20 protein-coding genes and 1 pseudogene are annotated in these 17982 nt (G+C 65.1%); 8 read left to right on the forward strand and 13 right to left on the reverse strand.

What is annotated here, in order from left to right; genetic code table 11:
• Positions 1-4: 4 nt before the first annotated feature.
• Genes U0023_RS17025 through U0023_RS17055 form a run of 7 tightly spaced genes read right to left on the reverse strand, consistent with a single transcriptional unit; the run spans position 5 to position 7096 of the window.
• Positions 5-493: a RidA family protein gene (locus U0023_RS17025; protein WP_009489427.1), complete on the reverse strand. Its 489-nt coding sequence runs from the start codon at positions 491-493 to the stop codon at positions 5-7.
• On the reverse strand, positions 490-1473 hold the full coding sequence (locus U0023_RS17030; protein WP_009489428.1) for an ABC transporter ATP-binding protein: 984 nt from the start codon (positions 1471-1473) through the stop codon (positions 490-492). The genes U0023_RS17025 and U0023_RS17030 overlap by 4 nt, the downstream gene beginning before the upstream one ends.
• A complete protein-coding gene (locus U0023_RS17035; protein ID WP_009489429.1) occupies positions 1470-2483 on the reverse strand; it encodes an ABC transporter ATP-binding protein in 1014 nt (337 codons plus the stop codon). Before U0023_RS17035 ends, U0023_RS17030 begins: the two co-directional genes overlap by 4 nt.
• A complete protein-coding gene (locus tag U0023_RS17040; protein ID WP_009489430.1) occupies positions 2480-3703 on the reverse strand; it encodes an amidohydrolase/deacetylase family metallohydrolase in 1224 nt (407 codons plus the stop codon). The genes U0023_RS17035 and U0023_RS17040 overlap by 4 nt, the downstream gene beginning before the upstream one ends.
• A gap of 4 nt (positions 3704-3707) precedes the next feature.
• Entirely contained in the window at positions 3708-4571 is an 864-nt protein-coding gene (locus U0023_RS17045) for an ABC transporter permease (protein ID WP_009489431.1), read from the reverse strand.
• Positions 4571-5512 (reverse strand): ABC transporter permease, encoded by a 942-nt coding sequence (locus U0023_RS17050; RefSeq protein ID WP_009489432.1) that lies wholly within the window; start codon positions 5510-5512, stop codon positions 4571-4573. Before U0023_RS17050 ends, U0023_RS17045 begins: the two co-directional genes overlap by 1 nt.
• A gap of 60 nt (positions 5513-5572) precedes the next feature.
• Complete coding sequence (locus tag U0023_RS17055) at positions 5573-7096, reverse strand: ABC transporter substrate-binding protein (RefSeq protein ID WP_009489433.1); 1524 nt, start codon at positions 7094-7096, stop codon at positions 5573-5575.
• Positions 7097-7464: 368 nt separating this feature from the next.
• On the opposite strand from U0023_RS17055, the pseudogene U0023_RS17060 reads away from it, so the two are divergent.
• From U0023_RS17060 to U0023_RS17070, 3 genes and pseudogenes are all read left to right on the forward strand, one after another.
• Positions 7465-7887: pseudogene (locus U0023_RS17060) on the forward strand (TOBE domain-containing protein); the annotation flags it as partial.
• A gap of 239 nt (positions 7888-8126) precedes the next feature.
• Positions 8127-8891: an alpha/beta fold hydrolase gene (locus U0023_RS17065; protein ID WP_040637968.1), complete on the forward strand. Its 765-nt coding sequence runs from the start codon at positions 8127-8129 to the stop codon at positions 8889-8891.
• A 13-nt stretch (positions 8892-8904) separates the two neighbouring features.
• Complete coding sequence (locus U0023_RS17070) at positions 8905-9396, forward strand: class I SAM-dependent methyltransferase (RefSeq protein WP_009489436.1); 492 nt, start codon at positions 8905-8907, stop codon at positions 9394-9396.
• Positions 9397-9398: 2 nt separating this feature from the next.
• Here the strand turns inward: U0023_RS17070 and U0023_RS17075 are convergent, their stop codons facing one another.
• Positions 9399-10199, reverse strand: a complete 801-nt coding sequence (locus tag U0023_RS17075) for an enoyl-CoA hydratase (protein WP_009489437.1) — start codon at positions 10197-10199, stop codon at positions 9399-9401.
• Between the two features lie 77 nt (positions 10200-10276).
• Between U0023_RS17075 and cysE the strand changes: the two genes are divergently transcribed.
• The 3 genes from cysE (at position 10277) to U0023_RS17090 (ending at position 12010) form a co-directional block, all read left to right on the forward strand.
• Positions 10277-11113 carry a serine O-acetyltransferase gene (cysE, locus tag U0023_RS17080; RefSeq protein ID WP_009489438.1) on the forward strand — a complete coding sequence of 279 codons (837 nt, stop codon included), beginning with the start codon at positions 10277-10279 and terminating at the stop codon, positions 11111-11113.
• 91 nt (positions 11114-11204) lie between these two features.
• Entirely contained in the window at positions 11205-11417 is a 213-nt protein-coding gene (locus tag U0023_RS17085) for a DUF3126 family protein (protein WP_040637969.1), read from the forward strand.
• A gap of 62 nt (positions 11418-11479) precedes the next feature.
• Positions 11480-12010 (forward strand): gamma carbonic anhydrase family protein, encoded by a 531-nt coding sequence (locus U0023_RS17090; RefSeq protein WP_009489440.1) that lies wholly within the window; start codon positions 11480-11482, stop codon positions 12008-12010.
• A gap of 61 nt (positions 12011-12071) precedes the next feature.
• Here U0023_RS17090 and U0023_RS17095 read toward each other — a convergent pair whose 3' ends face one another.
• Positions 12072-12755, reverse strand: coding sequence for a transglutaminase-like cysteine peptidase (locus U0023_RS17095; protein WP_052600439.1), 684 nt, complete (start codon positions 12753-12755; stop codon positions 12072-12074).
• Positions 12756-13044: 289 nt separating this feature from the next.
• On the opposite strand from U0023_RS17095, the gene U0023_RS17100 reads away from it, so the two are divergent.
• Positions 13045-13860, forward strand: a complete 816-nt coding sequence (locus U0023_RS17100; RefSeq protein ID WP_009489442.1) for a rhomboid family intramembrane serine protease — start codon at positions 13045-13047, stop codon at positions 13858-13860.
• A gap of 139 nt (positions 13861-13999) precedes the next feature.
• Complete coding sequence (locus tag U0023_RS17105) at positions 14000-14431, forward strand: CBS domain-containing protein (protein WP_009489443.1); 432 nt, start codon at positions 14000-14002, stop codon at positions 14429-14431.
• Here U0023_RS17105 and U0023_RS17110 read toward each other — a convergent pair whose 3' ends face one another.
• The 4 genes from U0023_RS17110 to folE form a co-directional block, all read right to left on the reverse strand.
• Positions 14432-15442 (reverse strand): patatin-like phospholipase family protein, encoded by a 1011-nt coding sequence (locus U0023_RS17110; RefSeq protein ID WP_009489444.1) that lies wholly within the window; start codon positions 15440-15442, stop codon positions 14432-14434.
• A gap of 97 nt (positions 15443-15539) precedes the next feature.
• Complete coding sequence (locus U0023_RS17115) at positions 15540-16685, reverse strand: MFS transporter (RefSeq protein ID WP_009489445.1); 1146 nt, start codon at positions 16683-16685, stop codon at positions 15540-15542.
• Positions 16686-16767: 82 nt separating this feature from the next.
• On the reverse strand, positions 16768-17184 hold the full coding sequence (gene hisI / locus U0023_RS17120) for a phosphoribosyl-AMP cyclohydrolase (RefSeq protein ID WP_009489446.1): 417 nt from the start codon (positions 17182-17184) through the stop codon (positions 16768-16770).
• A gap of 8 nt (positions 17185-17192) precedes the next feature.
• The gene (folE, locus tag U0023_RS17125) at positions 17193-17828 is read right to left on the reverse strand and encodes a GTP cyclohydrolase I FolE (RefSeq protein ID WP_009489447.1); all 636 of its coding nucleotides are present in this window, start codon (positions 17826-17828) and stop codon (positions 17193-17195) included.
• Positions 17829-17982: the final 154 nt, after the last annotated feature.

Consider the following 17982-nt stretch of genomic DNA (forward strand, 5'->3'; position numbering starts at 1 on the left):
AGCCTCATTCCTCGATCGCGACGATGGCTTCGATCTCGACTGTGATGTTGTTTGGCAGGGACCCGAAGCCAACGGCGGAGCGGGCGTGGCGCCCGGCCTCTCCGAACACAGCCATCATGAGATCGGAGCATCCGTTGATTACCTTCGGATGCTCGCCGAAATCGGGCGCGGCGTTCACCATGCCGAGGAGCTTCACCACGCGCTTGACCCGCGACAGGTCGCCCAGCGCGTCCTGCATGACGGCGAGGAGGTTGATGCCCGTAAGCTTGGCGTGCTCATAGGCCTCTTCCGCGCCGACGTTGAGGCCGACCTTGCCCGTGTGAAGATACCCGTTTGCTTCCTGCGGCCCCTGGCCCGACAGGAACAGGAGATTGCCTTCCTGGACATGTGTCACGAAATTGGCGATCGGGTTCGGAGCCTTGGGCAGCGCAATGCCCAGTTCCTTCAGGCGTTCGTAAGGATTGGACGCAGTCAGATATCGAACTTGGTTCACAATGTCAGTCCTTGGGAAATCACTTCAGGATCGCCGTGGCGGATACAGGCGACGTGATGGTCGGAGCCGACGTCCTCCAAAGGCGGGACGATCTCGGCGCAGGCCTCGACGGCATAGCGGCAGCGTGTGCGGAACACGCAGCCGGACGGGGGATTGAGGGGGCTCGGAATGTCGCCCTTCAGGACGATCCGCTGGCGGCTGGCCGCCGGATCCGGCAATGGAGCAGCCGAGAGCAGCGCCTGGGTGTAGGGATGGCGCGGCATCGCGTAGATCTCGCGGCTCGGCCCGCGTTCCATGACCCGTCCGAGATACATCACCACGACCTCGTCGCAGAGATACTCCACCACCGACAGGTCGTGCGCGATGAAGAGCATTGTCAGGCCGAAGTCCTGCTGCAGGTCCTGGATCAGATTGAGGACTTGGGCCTGCACCGACACGTCGAGGGCCGAGACCGGCTCGTCTGCCACGATGAAGTCGGGCTCTACCGCCAGGGCGCGGGCGATGCCGATGCGCTGGCGCTGGCCGCCAGAAAATTCGTGCGGGTAGCGTCGCGCTGCATCTGGGTTGAGACCTACCCGCTGGAGAAGCTCGGCGATCCGGTCCCGTCGCGCGGTGCCGCGGACAGGTCGGTGTATGTCGAGGGCCTCTCCGATGATCTGATCGATGCGAAGGCGCGGATTGAGGCTCGAATAGGGGTCCTGGAAGATGATCTGGAGCCTGCTGCGATAGGCCCGCATTTCCCGCTCGGACAGCGTGCGCAGATCGACGCCGTCGAACACGATCCTCCCGTCGTTGGGCTCGACGAGGCGGAGCGTGCAGCGGCCGGCCGTGGTCTTTCCCGATCCGGATTCGCCCACGAGGCCGACGATCGTCCCGCGCTTCACGTCGAAGCTGACGCCGTCGACCGCCTTGACGGTGCCGTTGCGGGTCTGGAACTGCTTGGTGAGTCCTTGGACGCTCAGGAGGGTTTCGCTGATCATAGGTCCTCGTGCCTCCAGCATCGGCTCAGATGGGACGGGCCCGCCGCCATGAGCGGAGGCGCCTCGTCGCATTGTGGGATCCGGTAGGAGCAGCGCGGAGCGAAGCTGCATCCCGGAGGGAGCGCCGTCACGGGCGGCACGTTGCCCGGGATCGGGTTGAGGCGCAGCCGCTCGCCCGCAGCACCGCGGTCGCGTGAGGCGTTCGGGATGCAGGCGAGAAGACCGCGGGTGTAGGGATGCTTCTGGTGCGCGAAGAGACTCGCGACTGGGCTCTTCTCGACCACCCGGCCGGTATACATCACCACGACGTCATGGGCGATCTCCGCCACCACGCCAAGATTGTGCGTGATGAACAGGATGCTCATGCCGATCTCGTGTTGCAGCCTGCGGAGCAGATCGAGGATCTGCGCCTGGATGGTCACGTCGAGAGCCGTGGTCGGCTCGTCGGCGATCAGAAGATTGGGATTGCACGACAGGGCGAGCGCGATCATGACGCGCTGGCGCATGCCGCCCGACATTTGGTGCGGGTATTCGTCGAGCCTGCGGTCGGCCGCCGGGATCTCGACGAGCTCCAGCATCCGCTTGGCGCGCTGGCGGGCCTCGGCCGTCGAGAACGGCTCGTGCAGCCGGATCATCTCGACGATCTGGTCGCCGACCGTGTAGAGCGGGTTGAGGCTCGTCATTGGCTCCTGGAAGATCATGGCGATCTCCCGGCCGCGGACCGCCCGCATCTTTCGCTCTGGCAGAGTCGCGATGTCGATGACTTGGCCCTGGCTCGTGCGGTAGAGGATGCTGCCTCCCACAATCCGGCCGGGCGGCGACAGAAGGCGCATGATCGACAGGCTGGTGACGGATTTCCCCGAGCCGGATTCCCCGACGACCGCGAGCGTCTCGCCGCGTCTCACGTCGAAGCTCACGCCATCGACCGACTTGGCGACCCGGCTGCCGAGCTCGAAGTGAGTGCGCAGGTCTGAGACCCTGAGCACGGTATCGTCGGGAAGCTCCGTCATCGGGCGTTGATCCATCCGCAATGCGGGCACGCCGAGCTCTCCAGGGCGGATTTGCGCGGCGGCACATAGCGGCTCGCCTTGACGGCCTCATGCCCGAGGATCGTCCAGATTGGTTCGATCAGGCGCGGCAGGTGCGCGTTGTAGCCCATGGAATCGACGATGCTCAGATCGCTGTCGTTGACCTCGAACACGGTGAACTCGGCCCGGGTGCCGGGCGACAGCAGGTTCTCGGTCGGAAGGCCGATCACCTCCATCGGGGCCCTCGTCGAGGCGTCGATGACGGCCTCGAACGGCATGCCGACGGACAGGAGCTTCGACATGGTCGTGCCCATGTCCCAGACCGGATTGTCGAGGGAGCGAGCGTGTAGGTCCGTCGAGATCGAGAAGGGCAGGAGCCCGCGCTGAACCGCGAGTTCGGCCACCTTGAACGAGAAGGACGCGCCGCCATGGCCCACGTCGAGGCGGATGCCATCGTTGGCGCAGCGCTGCGCCAGCTGGAACAGGTCCTCGTCCTCCATGATGTTCGCTGCCGCCTTGCCGTTGAAGCAGTGGGTCACCACGTCGCCAGGGCCAAGGATCTCGAGCACCTCGTCGAAGACCGGGGGCGGCTCGCCCACATGCACCATCAGCGGCAGCTTGAGGATTTTGGCCACCTTCTTGGCGATCTTCACGGGCGTGATGCCCCAGGCGCCGACGATGACGCCGCTCGCCCGTACCTTGATGCCGATGATGATGTCCCGATTGGCCTCGACGCACGCGATGGTGCGGTCGATGTCGATGGAGCGCATGTCGATCAGTTCGCTCACACGGTTGCAGGCCACGAGTCCGATCGACCCGATGTTGAGGAACGCCTTGATGCGCTCCCGGGCCGGCTCGATGATGTATTCGCGGAAGCCGTGGAAATTGGCCTCGCCCGCCGAGCCGGCATCCACGATGGTCGTGACGCCGCGCTCGATGCCGCAGACCTGCGGCTTGATCGAGATGTCGGTGCCGCCGTGCCAGACATGGGCGTGGAGATCGACCCAGCCGGGCGACACGTAGGCGCCCTTGGCGTCGATGCGGCGGGCGCCGTCCGGCGCCTGGAGGGAATGGCCAACGGCGGCGATCCGTCCGTCGCCGCCGATCAGGATATCCGTCGCTTCCTGCGGCACGCCGCGGCCGAAGCCGACCGGCTTCGCGCCGGCGATCAGGAGGGGTGACGAGTCGTCTTGAAAAGTCATGTGATCAAAGATCCTTTCTCAGGCGCGGATCGAGGAGATCGCGGAATCCGTCGCCGACCATCTGAAGCGAGAGAACCGACAGGATGATCGCGATGCCGGGAAACAGGGTCATCCAGTCGGCCTGTCCGATATATTGGCGGCCGGCCGCGATCATGGTGCCCCAGGTGGGGATCTCGGGGCTCACGCCGAGGCCCAGGAACGACAGGCCGGCTTCGGCCAGCATGGCGTAGGCGAAGATGAAGGTGCCCTGCACGAGGATGGGCGACAACAGGTTGCGCAGCACGTGCCGGGACATGATGCGCCAGGTCGGAACGCCGAGCGCGCGCGCGGCTTCCACATAAGGCAGCTCGCGGATGACCAGCGTGGAGGCCCGCACGATGCGGGCGAGGCGCGGCGTATAGACGATCCCGAGCGCCACGATCACGGTGACGAGGGATGGGCCAAGGGCGGCGACGAGCGCGATGGCGAGCAGAATGTCCGGGAAGGCCATCATGGCGTCGATAATGCGGGCGATCGGCGTGTCGAGGCGGCGGAAGAAGCCCGCCACGAGGCCGAGCGTCACGCCGAACACGGCCGCGAAGGCGACCACCGAGGCGCCCACGAGCAGTGACAGCCGGCCCGCATAAATCGTCCGGCTGAACACGTCGCGGCCAAATTCGTCCGTTCCGAACCAGTATGTTCCGCCTGGCGGCTTGAGCCGGTTGACCACGGAGAGCCGGCTCGGAGAGTAGGGGGCGATCCACGGCGCGAGGATTGCCAGCACGGCGACGACGACGAGGATCAGGAGACCGATCATGACGGTCTTGCGGGTCACCAGGCGCGAGATGAAGCTCGCCTCGACGATGGCGGGGGAACCGACGGCGGCCATCAGTAGCGCACCCGCGGGTCGACGAGCAGGTAGAGCATGTCGATTAGGAAGTTGATGAGCACGTAGAGCGCCGCCACGATCAGGAGCGCTCCCTGGATGACCGGGTAGTCGCGCCGCAGCACGGCTGAGACCACGAGATTGCCGATGCCGGGAAGACCGAACACGGTCTCCGTCACCACAGCGCCCGACACGAGGAGCGCGGCCGTCAGGCCGATCACGGTCAGGACCGGAATGAGCGCGTTCTTGAAGGCGTGCTTCATGACGACCCGGACCTCGCCCATGCCCTTGGAGCGGGCGGTGCGCACGTAGTCGTCGTTGAGAACGTCGAGCATGCTGGCGCGCGTGAAGCGCAGGATCAGGGCCGACGACACGACGCCCAGCGACAGGGCGGGAAGAACGAGATGGGACAGCCGCGTGAACAGTCCGGCGCCGGGCCCGCCATAGCCGGAGACCGGGAACAGGCCGAGGCGTACGGCGAAGAACTGGATCAGCAGCAGGCCGAGCCAGAAGCTCGGAATGGAGGCCGCCAGCATGGCGAGCGTGGTGGCGACCTGGTCGAAGAGCGAGCCGCGCCAGTAGGCCGACAGGATGCCCACGGGGATCGCGATCAGACCTGCGATGAGGATGGAGAATAGGGTGAGGAAGAAGGTCGGCTCGGCCCGTTCCGCCAGGGCCGTGAGGACCGGGCGGTTCAGGAAGATGGATTCGCCGAGATCGCCCCGGAGCAGTTGCCCGAAGAAGATGCCGTATTGGACGATGAGCGGCTGGTCGAGGCCGAGGCGGGCGCGCAGGCTCGCCACGTCCTGGGCAGTCGCGTCGGGGCCGAGCATGACGGCAGCGGGGTCGCCGGGAGCGATGCGCACAATGATGAACACGATCGTCACGACCACGAACATCACGGCCAGCATGCCGAGGAGGCGTTGAAGGATGTAGCGGCTCATGCGTCGTTCTGCTTGAGGAATGAGCAGGGAGCGCAGGCGCGCTCCCCGGCTTGCCGGCTTTTACTTCTTGACCGAGACGTTCCAGAAGTAGGGCCACGGCGCGGGCACGACGCCTTCGAGTTTCGGAGACTGCGCCGAGAGGGCGTTGAAGTCGCCGATCTTGATGCTGGGTGTCTCGTCATAAATGACCTTCTGGACCTCGGCCCACAAGGCAGGACGCTTCGCGGCATCGCTCTCCGTGTTGAAGGCGTCGACGGCCTTCTTGCGGGCAGGGCTCGACCACCAGCCGGGCGAGCTCTCCGACAGCTGACCGATGAGTGCCGGCTCCGGCAGGAACGGGCTGTGCGTGATGTAGATGTCCCACAGGGCCGGATCGCCGCGCCGCTGGGTCAGGGTCGCCCAGTCGACCACCTGCAGGTCGACCGTGAAGCCCGCCTGTTTCAGGTACTCGGCCGCCACCTGGGCCATCTTGTAGTGGAACTCGTACTGGCGGCTGGTGAGAATGCGCAGCGGCGCGCCGCTGTAGCTGGCCTTCTTCAGGAGCGCCTTGGCCTTGTCCGGATCGGCGACGTTGTAGCGGCCTTCGACGCCGGCATCCGTGTTCCAGACATAGCCCTTGGGATACATGGCTCCGTCAAGGGAGTAGAACTCGGGATTGCCGAAGGCCGCGGCCAGCATGTCTTCCATGCTGAGGGACAGACGCACGGCCATGCGGGTGTCCGTGTTGGCCATCACGCCCTGCTTCGTGTTCATCACGAAGACCGGCCAGCCGAACGGCTTGAGGATGACCGGCTTCGACGTCTGAATGTTCTTGATGCGGTCGTAAGATTCGACCGGGATCGAGTCCACATAGTCGAACTGTCCGGAGATCGCGCCCTCGACGCGGGTGTTGGGATCGGGCACCGGCACGAAGCGGATCTCGTCGAGGATCGGCTTGCGCGCGCCGCCATAGCCGTTGCCGGCACCGTCGAGCGGCTTGTAGGCTTCGTTGCGCACGAGCTGAATGTACTGGTCGGGCTTGCGCTCCTTGAGCTTGTAGGGACCGGTGCCGACCGGGTCCTTCATGGGCACGTCCATTTTCTCCGACGGCATGATCACGGCCGCGGAGTTGTTGAAGGACAGGAGTGCCAGGAGTGGCGCGTACGGCGTCTTCAGGGTAATGCGCACGGTCGACGGATCGACGGCTTCGAGCTTTTCGACATTGCTGGCGACCTGCTTGCCGCGCGAGGCTTGGTCCATCCAGCGCTTGAGGGAGGCAACGACGTCCTCGGACGTCATGTCGGAGCCGTCGTGGAATTTGATGCCGTCCCGCAGCTTGATCGTATAGACCTTGCCGCCGTCGGTGACCTCGGGAAGCGAGGCTGCAAGAAGCGGCGTGACCTTCCAGTCCTTGTCGAAGGTGAACAGCGTCTCGAAGAAGTGCTGGGTGACGATGCCGACTAGGTCCGCCGTCGACACCATCGGGTCGAGCGTCGGCGGCTCGCCGATCGTCGCCACGTTGATGACCCCTCCACTCGATTGAGCTAGAACTGGGCCTGATGCAACTATCGCTAAGCCTGAAAGCAACGCCTCTCTGATCCTCATGGTCACCCTCTTGCTCTATAATTATGTAATATTAGGTTTAGTTATGTCATAGTGGAGGCTTAAGGTTTCCAGGTCAATAGAGATTAGGAGCCGCTAATCGACGGCAGGGCTTTGATCGGTTCCGCCGCAGTGTTCCGAGGTACTAGTAAGGCTATGCATTCAGGCTCGCAGGCGCAAAAGACCGCTTGTGGCACTGAGCTGAAGTTTGCCGAACGCCCGCTCATGCGGAGAACGCCAGACGTTAAAAAACGCGTGGGCGCCCCCTCGCTTTCTTCTGATCAGACAGCAATGGATAAAGATGAGAGCGATGGTGTCACAGCATTCCTTGGGGCTCGGGGAGGTTTGTCATGCGCAAGAGGCGGTTCTCGGTGGAGCAGATCGTAGCGCCGCTCGAGCACTACGACCGCCCGGCCAACCTGTTCGTGGCCGGCTTCATCGGATCCCCGTCCATGAACTTCCTGAAGGGCCGTCTGCAGGGAGGGCGCTTCATCTCGGAGAACGGCACGTCGCTTCCGGTGGCCAGCGCCCCGGCCGCCTCCGACGGCAAGCCGGTCATCTACGGCGTGCGACCGGAGCACTTCATCCTGGACGAGGCGAACGGCCTGCCGGCCGAGGTGGCGGTGGTCGAGCCGACCGGCTCGGAGACGCAGGTCTTCGCCAAGTTCGGCGGCGCGGACGTGGTCGGCGTGTTCCGCGAGCGCGTCGACGCTCAGCCCGGCCAGCAGATCCGCGTCACCCCCGATCCGCGCCTCGTCCGCCTCTTCGACGAGCAGACCGGCAAGCGCCTCTGATCCGTGACGTCCTCCACGTCATCACCGGCCTTGCCGGTGATCCCGAACCATTGAAGCGCAGCGCTTCACGCATCGGGCTGGCCCGGAAAAGCCCGGCCATGACGTGGAGACTGTCATCTCGGCCAGAACAAGGGAGGCCGACACAAGTGTCGGTGCGATGCGCGAACCTGTTTCAACAATTGAATTCAGGCTCGCAGATGCTTAGGTTGCGCCCATCCTGCAACCGTCCCTTCAGGTCCATGCGTTACTTCAATTCCGATGGCGTGAGCATCGCCTATATCGACGTTCCGCCCCACGAGGGCCAGGGCGATCCGATCCTTCTCATTCACGGTTTCGCCTCGAACCACGCGGTGAACTGGGTCAATACGCTCTGGGTCAAGACGCTGACGCGGGCGGGATACCGGGTGGTCGCCTTCGACAATCGCGGCCATGGCCAGAGCGAGAAGCTCTACGATCCCGTGGCTTACGATTCCTACCGCATGGCCGAGGACGGGCGCAGGCTGCTCGATCACCTGGGCATCGAGCGGGCCGACGTGATGGGCTATTCCATGGGCGCCCGCATCGCGGCCCATATGGCGCTCGCCTCGCCCGACCGCATGCGCTCCATGCTGCTCGGGGGCTTGGGCATCCATCTCGTGGAAGGCGTCGGGCTGCCGCTTGGCATCGCCGACGCCATGGAGGCGCGCTCCCTCGACGATCTGACGGACCCCATGCAGCGCATGTTCCGCGCCTTCGCGGATCAGAACGGCAGCGACCTCAAGGCGCTCGCCGCCTGCATCCGGGGTTCGCGGCAGGTTCTGTCGAAGGCGGAGGTCGCCTCCATCACGCTCCCGACCCTGGTCTCCGTCGGCACCGCCGACGACGTGTCGGGCTCAGGTCCGGAACTGGCCGCCCTGATGTCCAACGCGACGGCGCTCGACATCCCTGGGCGGGACCACAACCTCGCCGTGGGCGACAAGGTGCACAAGCAGGGCGTGCTCGACTTCCTGGCCAAAAGGCCATGACCGGAGGCCGCGCATGACCCGGCTCGACAGCGCCATCCGGCGCCTGACCGCCCAGCGCGACCTGCTCGACTGGGCCTCCCGGGCGATCGGCCCTGCCGGGCTGGTGCTGGAGATCGGCCTCGGCAACGGGCGCACCTACGACCATCTGCGCGACCGGCTGCCCGGCCGCGCGATCTACGTCTTCGAGCGAGCGCCCGCCGCCCATCCTGACTGCTATCCCCCGGAAGGCTACCTGATCGTCGGCGACCTCTTCGACACCCTGCCGCCCTTCATCGAACGGCACGGCCGGGGTTCCGCCGCCCTGATCCATATCGATATCGGGACCGGCGACGAGGACGCGAACCTGAGCCTCGCCCGGCGCCTGTCGCCGCTCCTCGAAAGCCTGCTCCAGGCGGGCGGGATCCTGCTCGGGGACCGCGCCTTCTCCATGCCATCGTGCCGGGACATTTCCGCCGACACGAAGGTGCCGGAAGGGCGCTATTTCGTGTACCAACGGGAGGCTTGAGCTCAGCGCCCCTCGAAAACCGGGCTGCGCTTCTCCAGGAACGCCTTGCGTCCCTCGACGGCGTCGGCGCTGTCGAAGCACCGGTCGGCGAGGGCCACCGGGTCGGCCTCGGGATGTCCGATCCCGACCGCCTCGTCGATGGCGGCCTTCGCGGCCTTGATCGTCAGGGGCGCATTGTCCGCGATCGTCTGCGCCAGGGACAGAACGGTCTCCTCCAGCCGGTCGTCAGGGACGACGCGCTGCACGACGCCGAGGCGGGCGGCCTCCTGGGCGTCGATCCGTCTGGCGGTGAAGAACAGGTCCTTCGCGGCCGGAGCCCCCACGGCGGCGGTCACCAGCTTCATGGCGCCGGGCGGATAGCCGATCCCGAGGCGCGCGGCCGGGATGCCGAAGATGGCGCTCTCCGAGGCCACCCGCAGGTCACAGGAGAGGGCGAGGCCGAAGCCTCCTCCCAGGCAGAAGCCGCGGATCATGGCGATGACGGGCTTGGCGCAATGGGCGACCGCCCAGAAGGCGGCCTCGTTCGTGGCCTCGTAGCGCCGTCCGCCTTCCGCATCGGCCCGCAGGGTCGCGAACTCGCCGATATCGGCGCCCGAAGCGAAGGATTCCCGGCCCGCTCCCCGCAACACGACCACGCGCACCCGGGGGGCCCGGTCGAGGGCCGCCATGATGTCCGGAAAGGCTTTCCACATCTCCAGGTCCAGCGCGTTGTGCCTGGGGAGATTGTCGATGGAAAGCGTCGCAATGCCGCCGGACAGGGAAACGACAAGCTTGGACGTCGAGGGCGAAAAAGAGTAGGTCATGGCTCTTTGGAACCTATGGTAAGGGGCCTGGGCTTCTTATCTATGAAGACGGTCAAGAAGTCGCCGAGGAGAGTAAGATGACACAGACGCGCCTGAAGCCGGGAGCCCCGGACCCGGTGGCCGGCAAGGTCGATCCGGTCTGGAACCGCCTGCGCTCCGAGGCGGAGGCAATCGTCCAGGCCGAGCCGGCGATTGCGGGTTTCGTGCTGAGCGCCATCCTGCACCAGCCGAGCCTGGAGGCCGCCGTCATCCACCGGGTCGCCTCCCGTCTTGGCCATGCCGCCGTCCCGGCCGATATCATCGAGCAGATCTTCCTCGAGGCCGTCGAGGACGACAAATCCATCGGGGCGGCCTTCCGAGCCGACATCAATGCGGTCATGGATCGGGATCCGGTCGTGGCCCGGTCCATCGAGCCCGTGCTCTACTTCAAGGGCTTCCACGCCATTCAGACCCACCGCCTGGCCCATTGGCTGTGGACGAGGGGGAGGCAGGACTTCGCGCTCTATCTGCAAAGCCGCTCCTCCGACACCTTCCAGACCGATATCCACCCGGCGGCCCGGATCGGTCGCGGCATCTTCCTCGATCATGCGACCGGGCTCGTGGTGGGCGCCACCGCGGTGGTCGAGGACAACGTCTCCATGCTCCAGGACGTGACGCTCGGCGGCACCGGCAAGGAGCGGGGGGACCGTCATCCGAAGATCCGCCATGGCGTCCTGATCGGGGCTGGAGCGAAGATCCTCGGCAATATTGAGGTCGGCCATTGCGCCAGAATCGCCGCCGGGTCCGTCGTGCTCAAGCCCGTGCCGCACAATGCCACGGTGGCCGGCGTTCCGGCCAAGGTCATCGGCACGGCGGGATGCGAGGAGCCTGCTCGCTCCATGGATCATTGCTTCTCCGAATCCGACGGAATCTGACGGGAGAGGGCGCTTCCGGGCCCGGCCCCGCTTGCTCGCATGGGCGGGCCGTGGCAAGTGCACCATCCGTGACATCAAGAAAGGACCTGTAGTGGACAAAACCGAGATGGCTAAAGTCGAGCGCTACCTGCGCCAGACCTTTGCGAACCACTCGATCCGCGTCGTCGGTCGCCCGAAGAAGGCTGACTCGGCGGAAGTTTACATCGGTGAGGAATTCGTCGGGGTGCTCTTCCTCGACGACGAGGACGGCGATCGCTCCTACAATTTCACCATGGCGATCCTCGATACGGATCTCGAGGACTAAACCGGCGCTCTCGCAGCAGAACCTCAATCCCAGGTTCTGCTGTTTTTCCATGTGGACCTGCGATGCCGATCTACAGTCTCGACGATACCGCTCCGACCCTTCCCGAGCCCGGCCGCTTCTGGATCGCTCCCGATGCCCATGTGATCGGCAAGGTGCGCCTTGGACTCGATGTGGGCATCTGGTTCGGGGCCGTGCTGCGCGGCGACAACGAGTTGATCGATATCGGCGAGGGCACGAATATCCAGGAAGGGGCACTGCTCCACACGGATATGGGAGCCCCCCTCGCGGTCGGGGCCGGCTGCACCATCGGCCACAAGGCCATCCTGCACGGCTGCACGATCGGCGAGAATTCCCTGATCGGCATGGGCGCCACGGTGCTGAACCATGCGCGCATCGGCGCGAATTGCCTCGTGGGGGCCAATTCCCTTGTGACCGAGGGCAAGCAGTTTCCGGACAATTCCCTCATCGTCGGAGCGCCCGCCAGGGCGATCCGCGTGCTCGATGCCGACGTGATCGAACGGCTCCGCTGGTCCGCCAGGGGCTATGTCGACAACTGGAAGCGCTTCGCCAAGGGAATGAAGCGGATCGATTGATCCGCCTCCAAAGGGCTCGTGGCACAACGAAGAGCAGTCGGCCCTACCGCCGTTTGCCGCCTTACCTGTTCGCGGTGGTGGTCGGCGACGACATGATGCCGCCGAGCGAGACCCAGCCGACCACGTCCTGGCTCTCGCGCTTGATGTAGACGTAGCCCGTCTGGTGCCACGGCAGGATGGCGTTCTTCTTGTTGTCGAGGACGAAATCGCCCCGGCTGGTGCGGACCATCAGCACCGCATGACCTTCGCCGAGCTCGTCGATCACGACGGTCATGCGCATGGCGCGGCGCGGCAGGCCCGCTTCGGCGAGAAGCTTGCGCTTCAGGAGCTGGAAGTCCTCGCAATCGCCCTTGCCGTCATCGGGGAAACCCCAAACGTCGACGACGCCCCAGTGATCGGCATCCGTCACGGCCTTGATCGTGGAATTCACGCGCTGGTTCACCGACACGATGGTCTTCCAGATCTGCGGCGTCATCTCGATGGTGTCGGGCTCAGACGCGTTGACGGCGCATTCGGACCGATACTTCGCGCAGAAATCCGACCAGCCTTGGAGCGGCCTGGCCGAGCCGACGCTCGTGATCGGGACGCTGGACGGGGGCAGGGACGCCAGGGTCTGAGCCTGTGCGGCTGCGCCGGAAAGGAGAAAAGAGACACCCAGCAGAGCTGTTTTGATGAATGTGCCGAAAACGGCAGGCTTCTCATTTACGCCACAGAAAAGGCTGTTCTTGAAATAATCCTGCCGCATGCCCCACCAGCCGGTTAACGTTCTTTTAACCAAACTGACATGGTTGAATTTTGGGCTCAAGCGGAAAGTAAAGGGTGAGTTAACGCGTCGCGGCTCAACCGGTTCCATCATGGTTAACAAAAATATCGAGGGGCCCGCGAGAGGGAAGGAACGGGTTCCTCTCCGCCAGGGCCGTCTCCTGTCGCCTGTGGGTTTTGCTCGACGGACGCCCCCGAACGGGTCTACTCAAATGAGAGATCGAATGCTGCCGGCACGATGACGAGGTCGGCTGCCAGACAAAAAGCAGTTCATGTCCCCAAACCCACCGCGCGTCCGTGAGCCGATCCTCAATCTGCCGACGGCCATCACCCTGTCCCTCGCCGTGCTGATCGGCATTCATGCGCTTCGCCTCTTCCTGTCCGAAGAGACCGACTTCACGCTGATCATCGACTGGGCGGTCATCCCCGCCCGGTGGTCCGTGGCGTTCGGCGGGGTGCGGATCGACGAGATCATGCAGGCGCTTCGGGAGGGCGTGCCGGATGACACCATCTCGCCCATGATGGCCCTGGCGCAATACGTGCTGGCCCAGGAGGAGGGGCGGCCCTGGACCGCCCTGACTTACGCCTTCCTCCATGGCTCTTGGGCCCATGTCCTCATGAACGGCGTCTGGCTTGCCGCATTCGGGACGCCGATCGTCAGGCGCTGCGGTGCTCCGCGATTCTTCATCCTCATGGCCGTCTCGGCGGTGTGCGGGGCCGTGTTCTACGCCTTCATGAATCCCACGCAGGTCCTGCCGATGATCGGGGCCTCGGGCGCCGTGTCCGGCCTCATGGCGGCGGCCTCCTGGTTCATCTTCTCCCCGCCCGCCTGGCACTGGGAGGGCCGTCTTGCGCAGCCCCACGAGAGGCCGCGCGAAACCCTTGGGCACATGGTGCGCAATCGTCAGGTGCTGATCTTCCTCGGCATCTGGTTCGCCGCCAACTACGTGTTCGCCTTCGTGCAGCCCGTCGGCATGATGGATGCGAGCATCGCCTGGGAAGCGCATATCGGCGGCTTCCTTGCCGGCCTCGCGATTTTCCCCCTGTTGGATCCGCTTCCGGCCCGGCCAAGCCGCATCTCGGCTTGAAACCAACGCGGTTTGATCCAATCATCGTAAGGCTGACGTAGGGTTCACATCCCAATGTCGATTGGGAGGTCGGGCCCGATTTCAGCCTTGCGAATGGAGGGCTGATCGTCCTCGCCGTTCGCACAACGGGAGGGAATGAATGATCGTCAATCGAATTCTTTCGATCAAAGGTCGCGACGTCGCCACCATCGAGCCGAGCCGATCCTTGAGCGAGGCGGCCAGGGTTCTCGCGGAACGCAGAATTGGTGCTCTTCTCATCGTGGACGGCCACCGGCCGGTCGTAGGCATCATCTCGGAGCGCGATATCGTGCGGGCCGTTGCCGCTCAGGGGGCTAAGGCCCTGGACGAGCCGGTCTCCCGTTTCATGACCGAGAAGGTGGTGACCTGCACGGGCGAGACCTCGATCAACGACATCATGGAACTGATGACGCAGCAGAAGTTCCGGCACATTCCCGTCGTCGAGGGCGGACGTCTTTCCGGCATCATTTCCATCGGCGACGTGGTGAAGCTGCGCCTCGAAGAAGTCGAGGCGGAGACGCAGGCGATCAAGGAATATATCGCGACGGCCTGATCAGCGGGCCTGCGTTTCCTGCAGCAGTTCGAGGATGTCCGGCAGGGCGCGTTCCGTCGCCTGCCGGCCCAGGCTGATGCATTCCTGGGCCCTGTGGAACTCGAAGAGTCCCATCTTGGCGAGCTTCGGCGCGACCATGATGTCGGGCGGGTCTCCCGCGAGCCTGGAGCGGGCGATGCGGTCCTGCGTGATGTTGAAGGCATCGACCATCACCGTCGCGAGACCCGGGGCATTCGGCTTGCGCGGCTTGTCCCCCTTGGCTCCCGGAAAGATCCCCCACCGCCGGGGAGCTTCCTCGATGGCTTCTTCGATCTCCTGCTCGTCGCTGGTCTCCGTATCGTAGGATTGGATGACCGTTCCGCGCACGCGCACCTCGCCGTTGAGGTTCACGCAGATCACGATGTCCGCGCCCAGCGCCCGGGCCGCCGTGATCGGGATCGGGTTGACCAGGGCGCCGTCCATGAGCCAGCGCCCGCCGATCATGACCGGATCGAAGATGCCCGGCAGGGCATAGGACGCCCGCATGGCCGGGACGAGGGGGCCGCGGGTAAGCCAGATCTCGTGGCCGCTCACGAGTTCGGTCGCGATGGTGCAGAACTTGACCGGCAGGGTTTCGACCCGGCGGTCCATCAGGTCCTGGTCGAGCAGGCGCTGCAGGCGCCCACCGGCGATCAGGCCAGCGCCGCTGAAGTGGAAATCGAGGAGTCCCATGACGCGCCGCTTGGTCAGGGAGAGGGCGAAAGCCTCCAGCTCATCGAGCTTTCCGGCCGCATAGCACCCGCCGACCACGGCGCCGATTGAGGATCCGGCAATCACGTCCGGAACGATACCCGCTTCCGTGAGGACGCGCAGGACGCCGATATGAGACCAGCCGCGCGCCGCCCCGCCGCCCAGGGCCAAGCCGATCCTGGTCTTCGTGCGCGGGTCGCGGTCCGTCGGCTGCTTCACCTCGGCCGCCCCTCCGCCACCCCCTGATCCGGCGCTGCGCCGGGCAATCCCGTCCCACAACATTGATCGCTCCAAGGCCTTGCTTCCCCTTCATGCGGTCTCGGCATGAAGACTGCATGAAGGTTGCCCTTAAGTTTCAAGTAGGATTGGTTCAGGAAAACTAAACAGCGCCGCGCCGCAAAGCCCGCTGCGACAAAATGATGATCACGAAGGCGAGGCCGATGAGCACGCCCAGCATCGCGCGAAGGCCGAAGATCTCTCCTCCGAACCCGATGAGCGGGGGCCCGAGCAGAAGGCCGCCATATCCCAGGGTCGCCACCATGGCGACGCCCATGCTCGGCGGAAAGTCCTTCATCTGCCCGGCGGTGCTGAACAGAACCGGCACCGCGTTGGCCAAGCCGATGCCCACGAGCGAGAAGCCGATGGCGGCGGGCAGGGGCTGCGGCAGGAGCATCGCCAGGGCAAGGCCGAACGCCGAGAGCAGGCCCCCGAACTGCACGGTCCGGACACGGCCGAGATGCCGGACGACGAAATCGCCCATGAAGCGGCAGACCGTCATGGCGAGGGAGAATGCGGCAAATCCGGTGACGGCCGTCTCCAGGCTCGCCCCTGCGACGGTCTGGAGATAGATCGCGCTCCAATCGACCATGGCTCCCTCGACGAGGAAGCAGAACATGGCGAGCACGGCCAGGATCATGACGCTTCCCCGCGGCCAGGCGAAGCCGTGCCCCTCCGCCGAGCGCTCGGTTTCTCCGAGCGTCCAGAAGGCGGCGACGAGGAAGAGCAGGCCCATCCCGAGGCAGGAGATCAGAAGCGTCGGGACGATGCCGACGTTGAGGGCGATGAGAAGGCCGGACGCTCCAGCCCCTGCCAGGCCGCCGAGGCTGAAGAAGGCGTGCAGGGAGGACATGATGGCCGAGCCCCAGGCCTTTTCGACCACCGTGGCGTTGGTGTTCATCGCAATGTCCATGGTGCCGTTGCAGGCTCCGGCCAGGAGGGCGGCTGCCACGAACAGGCTCAGGTTCGGGGCTAGGCCCGGAAGGGCGAGGGCCGCTGCGAAGGCGAAAGCCGCGATCGTCGTCATGGTGCGGCTGCCGACCACCGTCACGGCCCAGCCGATGACGGGCATGAGCGCGACCGCTCCCAGGGAGAAGGCCAGGAGGCCAAGGCTGAGCTGGCCGTCGGACAGGCCGAGCGATTCCTTGAACCGGGGAAGCTGGGCCGCCCAGGTTCCGATGCCGAAGCCGTTTCCGAAGAAGATGGCGCTGGCGGCCAGGCGTGCGGGGAGTAGATCACGTCGCGTCATCCGGCGTTCCTAACCCGAAGATCCGGAAACTGCACCCGCTTCGATAAAGATGGCAGCCCCGCACATCCGAAGGGCTGCGGCCTCACGCGATCACGAGGCGGGTCCGGCCATCGGACATTTCCACCCGGCGGTAGAAGCAGGAGCGGCGCCCGGTATGGCAGCAGCCGCCGTCGCCGGCGACCTGGACCTTCAAGAGCAGGGCGTCCTGGTCGCAGTCGACCCGTATTTCCCTGACCGTCTGGATCTGCCCGCTGGTCGCTCCCTTGTGCCAGAGTTCGCCGCGCGAGCGCGACCAGTACCAGGCTTCGCCGGTCTCGATGGTCTTCGCCAGGGCCTCGGCGTTCATGTGGGCGACCATGAGGATCTCGCCGGTGATGGCATCCATGGTGACGCAGGTGATCAGCCCGTCCGCCCCGAAGCGGGGCGACAGCACCGTTCCCTCCTCAAGCTCGGCCTTGGAGCCGGCAGCGGGGAAGGGGGGGGACCCGGATACGTTCATGGGCAGCCTCAGCCCCGGCCGTTCCGGACGAGCGTGAGGAAACGCACCTGCTCGGCCGGATCTTCCTTGAAGATTCCGGTGAACTGGGTGGTCAGCGTCAGGGCGCCGGCCTTCTGGATGCCGCGCATGGACATGCACATGTGCTCGGCCTCGATCATGACGGCGACGCCGCGCGGCTCCAGGGCGGCGACCATCGCCTTGGCGATCTGGGACGTCATGGTCTCCTGGGTCTGCAGCCGGCGCGCATAGGCGTCCACGAGGCGGGCGAGCTTGGACAGGCCGACGACGCCCTTGGTGGGGTAATAAGCCACATGCGCGACGCCGAAGAACGGCACCATGTGGTGCTCGCAATGGGAGTAGAAGGGAATGTCGCGCACCAGAACGATATCGTCGTAGCCCTCGACCTCGGCGAAGATCTTGTCGAGAATTTCGGAAGGATCCTCGTCGTACCCGGAGTAGAATTCCCGGAACGCCTTGACGACGCGCTTGGGCGTATCCTGCAGGCCCTCGCGGCTCGGGTCGTCACCGGCCCAGCGGAGCAGGATGCGAACAGCCGCTTCGGCTTCTTCCCGGGTCGGGGAGGGAGCCGGCTTGTCGGCAGCGGTCGTCAGACGCGTGGACAGGGACTTAACCACATCACTCACGTGGAGCCTCATTTCTCAACTTTGCACCGAGGAAGCTTGGCCGCCCGGCAGTTTCTAATTTCTTTCCATGCAGCGCTGCGTGGCCAATATCGCAGAACTGTATCACAGGGCTTATATAGGTATATGAGCACATTCCCAACCGTCATGTCATGAG

Source organism: Microvirga lotononidis, assembly GCF_034627025.1.
GTDB classification, from domain to species: Bacteria; Pseudomonadota; Alphaproteobacteria; order Rhizobiales; family Beijerinckiaceae; genus Microvirga; species Microvirga lotononidis.

What these genes read in the sequence shown, in the direction of transcription:
- U0023_RS17030 (WP_009489428.1), bottom strand. Translation starts at nt 1,473, where the DNA reads ATGATCAGCGAAACCCTCCTGAGCGTCCAAGGACTCACCAAGCAGTTC.
- U0023_RS17035 (WP_009489429.1), bottom strand. Translation starts at nt 2,483, where the DNA reads ATGACGGAGCTTCCCGACGATACCGTGCTCAGGGTCTCAGACCTGCGC.
- U0023_RS17040 (WP_009489430.1), bottom strand. Translation starts at nt 3,703, where the DNA reads ATGACTTTTCAAGACGACTCGTCACCCCTCCTGATCGCCGGCGCGAAG.
- U0023_RS17045 (WP_009489431.1), bottom strand. Translation starts at nt 4,571, where the DNA reads ATGGCCGCCGTCGGTTCCCCCGCCATCGTCGAGGCGAGCTTCATCTCG.
- U0023_RS17050 (WP_009489432.1), bottom strand. Translation starts at nt 5,512, where the DNA reads ATGAGCCGCTACATCCTTCAACGCCTCCTCGGCATGCTGGCCGTGATG.
- U0023_RS17055 (WP_009489433.1), bottom strand. Translation starts at nt 7,096, where the DNA reads ATGAGGATCAGAGAGGCGTTGCTTTCAGGCTTAGCGATAGTTGCATCA.
- U0023_RS17065 (WP_040637968.1), top strand. Translation starts at nt 8,127, where the DNA reads ATGCGTTACTTCAATTCCGATGGCGTGAGCATCGCCTATATCGACGTT.
- U0023_RS17070 (WP_009489436.1), top strand. Translation starts at nt 8,905, where the DNA reads ATGACCCGGCTCGACAGCGCCATCCGGCGCCTGACCGCCCAGCGCGAC.
- U0023_RS17075 (WP_009489437.1), bottom strand. Translation starts at nt 10,199, where the DNA reads ATGACCTACTCTTTTTCGCCCTCGACGTCCAAGCTTGTCGTTTCCCTG.
- cysE (WP_009489438.1), top strand. Translation starts at nt 10,277, where the DNA reads ATGACACAGACGCGCCTGAAGCCGGGAGCCCCGGACCCGGTGGCCGGC.
- U0023_RS17090 (WP_009489440.1), top strand. Translation starts at nt 11,480, where the DNA reads ATGCCGATCTACAGTCTCGACGATACCGCTCCGACCCTTCCCGAGCCC.
- U0023_RS17095 (WP_052600439.1), bottom strand. Translation starts at nt 12,755, where the DNA reads ATGCGGCAGGATTATTTCAAGAACAGCCTTTTCTGTGGCGTAAATGAG.
- U0023_RS17100 (WP_009489442.1), top strand. Translation starts at nt 13,045, where the DNA reads ATGTCCCCAAACCCACCGCGCGTCCGTGAGCCGATCCTCAATCTGCCG.
- U0023_RS17105 (WP_009489443.1), top strand. Translation starts at nt 14,000, where the DNA reads ATGATCGTCAATCGAATTCTTTCGATCAAAGGTCGCGACGTCGCCACC.
- U0023_RS17110 (WP_009489444.1), bottom strand. Translation starts at nt 15,442, where the DNA reads ATGTTGTGGGACGGGATTGCCCGGCGCAGCGCCGGATCAGGGGGTGGC.
- U0023_RS17115 (WP_009489445.1), bottom strand. Translation starts at nt 16,685, where the DNA reads ATGACGCGACGTGATCTACTCCCCGCACGCCTGGCCGCCAGCGCCATC.
- hisI (WP_009489446.1), bottom strand. Translation starts at nt 17,184, where the DNA reads ATGAACGTATCCGGGTCCCCCCCCTTCCCCGCTGCCGGCTCCAAGGCC.